The 2,565-nt window shown below is 64.8% G+C and carries 3 protein-coding genes and 1 pseudogene; 3 read left to right on the top strand and 1 reads right to left on the bottom strand.

Features of this window, described 5'->3' with window-relative positions; genetic code table 11:
* Nucleotides 1–194: hypothetical protein (locus EA346_RS11560; protein WP_296758730.1), on the bottom strand; the 194-nt coding region annotated here is incomplete at its 3' end.
* Between the two features lie 97 nt (nt 195–291).
* On the opposite strand from EA346_RS11560, the gene EA346_RS11555 reads away from it, so the two are divergent.
* The 3 genes and pseudogenes from EA346_RS11555 to EA346_RS11545 all read left to right on the top strand — a co-directional run.
* Nucleotides 292–666, top strand: a complete 375-nt coding sequence (locus tag EA346_RS11555) for a hypothetical protein (RefSeq protein WP_296758728.1) — start codon at nt 292–294, stop codon at nt 664–666.
* A gap of 237 nt (nt 667–903) precedes the next feature.
* Complete coding sequence (gene mgtE, locus EA346_RS11550) at nt 904–2,289, top strand: magnesium transporter (RefSeq protein ID WP_296758726.1); 1,386 nt, start codon at nt 904–906, stop codon at nt 2,287–2,289.
* Between the two features lie 86 nt (nt 2,290–2,375).
* A pseudogene (locus EA346_RS11545) lies at nt 2,376–2,565 on the top strand (hypothetical protein); the annotation flags it as partial.

Raw genomic sequence — 2,565 nt, 5'->3', positions numbered from 1 at the left:
TGTGTCGAAGCGCTGAACAATCCCGTGTTCTGGTAGAGGTTGTGGACGGTGCCGTCATCACCGACGGCACGCAGGGGGAAGCGCATCCTGCCATCGTCCGATCCCGGATCCTGACCGGGTAGCGGAGGATTTTCCCCTCTTGCACAACGGCAGTGCCCGGTCTCGGGCGCCGCTCGGGCTGCCGCCCGTTTCATCCCTGCCACCGCTCTTCGCATCCCGTTCCGCATCTGCGATGCGGTCACGACGCTGCGCGCCGTTTTCGGCGGCAGCCCGTTGGCGAGGAGAAACGCGATGAATCAGATGTATGCAGGGGCCGGGCACCCCGCCCACGTTTCCGGACGCGAAGCCGTCACGGCGGCCCCGATTCTCTGGCGCGACGAGCGCCCGGATGCGGCGCTGGAGGTCGTGCACCGGGCGCTGCGAGGCGGCGAGCCCGGCACCGCGCGTCTGCGCCTGATGCAACTCACCGAGACTGCCCAGGCCCATGTGATGCACCGGCTGCCACCGGAGGACGCCGCGCGTCTGGCGCATGGTCTGAGCAATTACTCGGTGGCGATGATCTGCGAACGCCTGCCGGCTTCGAGTGCGCGCGCGATTCTTCAGTCGATGCCCCCATTCAAGCGCCAAGGCGTGGAGGTAATCCTCGCGCATCGGCGCAATCTTTAAATCCCACGAAATCCGACCAAGGAGGTGACCCGAATGCCCGACGACCCTGGACCCGAACAACCCCGATCTTCCAGCGCCCCCGCGCGGGGGCGTGAAGCCAGTGCCCGCCATCCAGTGCCCGGAAGGCGGCTGACGCCTCCACAACGCGTTTCCTCGTGAAGCGCACGGGAGGCACAGCCTCCCCGTGCGCGATGAAGGTGGGCAGACAGCCCTGCCTTTTTTCAAGAGGAAACCGACATGAACCCGGAAATCTACACCCACCTGCATGCAGGTGATTACCACCGCGCCCACGCCTTGCTGGCCCGCGGGGTACCGGCCGAGACCGCACGCAATCTCGCCGAACTCGACCTGGACGACCGCTGGGAAATCTTTCAGTTGATTGAGAGCAAGGAAGTCCTGGCCGTCTTTCTGCACATGGACGACGAGGAGCAGGCCAACCTGCTTGAGACCATGGGGCTGGACGAGGCGCGCAAGCTCGCGAACCATCTCCCGATCTATACGCTGGCGCGGACGCACGAGATCCTGCCAAGCGACTACGGCGACGCGATCCTGGACAGCCTGCCACATGCCCGTCGTGATGCGGTGCTGGCCATCCTGCGCCACCCCGTGGACAGCGTTGCACGCGTGATGCGCACGGACTTCGAAGCGGTGGAGGGTGGTACCTCGGTCATCGAGGCGCTGCAGCGTCTCCGCGCCAGCAGCGCGCTCGGCGACGACGTGGTGTCACTGCTGTTCGTGACCGATGCCGAGGGGCACTACCTCGGCTACGTGCGCCTGTCCACGCTGGTGCGTGCGGAACCCGGCGCCGTCGTCGGCAGCATCGTTGAATCCCGCAACAACCGGCTCGCACCGACCGACAACAAGGTGGATGCGGCCCGTCTCCTGCAGCGCACCAACCTGCCGGTCCTGCCGGTGGTGGATACGGCCAACCGCCTGGTTGGGGTGATCCGTTTCGACGATGCGATGGACGTGCTGGAGGAGGACACCTCCGAGGACGTCTACAAGAAGGCAGGCATCGGCGACCTGGTACACAACAAGGATGTCGTGCGCTCCGAAAAGCTGACCTCCGGCGGCATCGGCTATCCGGTGAAAGTGCGCCTGGCGTTTCTCATGGTGACCCTGGCGGGTGGCCTGATGGTGGGCGGCGTGATCGATTTCTTCGAGGACACGCTGGCAGCGGTGGTGGCACTGGCCATCTTCATCCCCCTGGTCATGGACATGGGCGGCAACGTGGGCACCCAGTCCACCACCATCTTTGCCCGGGGGCTTGCTCTGGGGCACATCAACCTGGACCGCTTCTTCCGCACTCATCTGATCCGGGAGGCCCTGGTGGGTCTGGCCATGGGCGTGGTGATTGCCATCCTGGCGGGCGTGATTGCGTATTTCTGGCAAGGGGCGCCCAACGATATCCCGCAACTGGGCATCGTCGTGGGCGTGGCCCTGTTCATTTCCGTATTCACTGCCTCGATCCTGGGCTTCCTGTTGCCCTGGCTGCTGGTGAAGATCGGCGTCGACCACGCTCCGGGCGCCGACCCCTTCATCACCACCATCAAGGACTTCACCGGACTGGCGGTGTATTTCGGCATGGCGGCCTGGCTGCTGGCGGCGCACATGCCCGCCTGAACCCGAACGCAGACGGCGCGCCCGCAGGTTTTGGCGGCGGGCGCGCCGGCTCATGATACGCAATGACAATCAACGAGAGCATAGAGATGACGACCATGATGTATACCAAGAAAAGCACCCGCTTCCTGGGCCTGACGATGACGGCCCTGACCCTGGGCCTGACCGCACCCATCACCGCGCAGGCGGATCTGGAATTCCACATCGGCGTGTTCAGCGACTACATCGACAACGGAGAGAGCAAGTCGGACAACAACGCCGTGGTCCAGGGTGGACTGG

The sequence above is a fragment of the Thioalkalivibrio sp. genome, from assembly GCF_007692535.1.
Taxonomy (GTDB): domain Bacteria; phylum Pseudomonadota; class Gammaproteobacteria; order Ectothiorhodospirales; family Ectothiorhodospiraceae; genus Thioalkalivibrio.
Note: the sequence above shows the minus strand (reverse complement) of the source record. Positions and strands in the feature narration are given on the sequence as shown.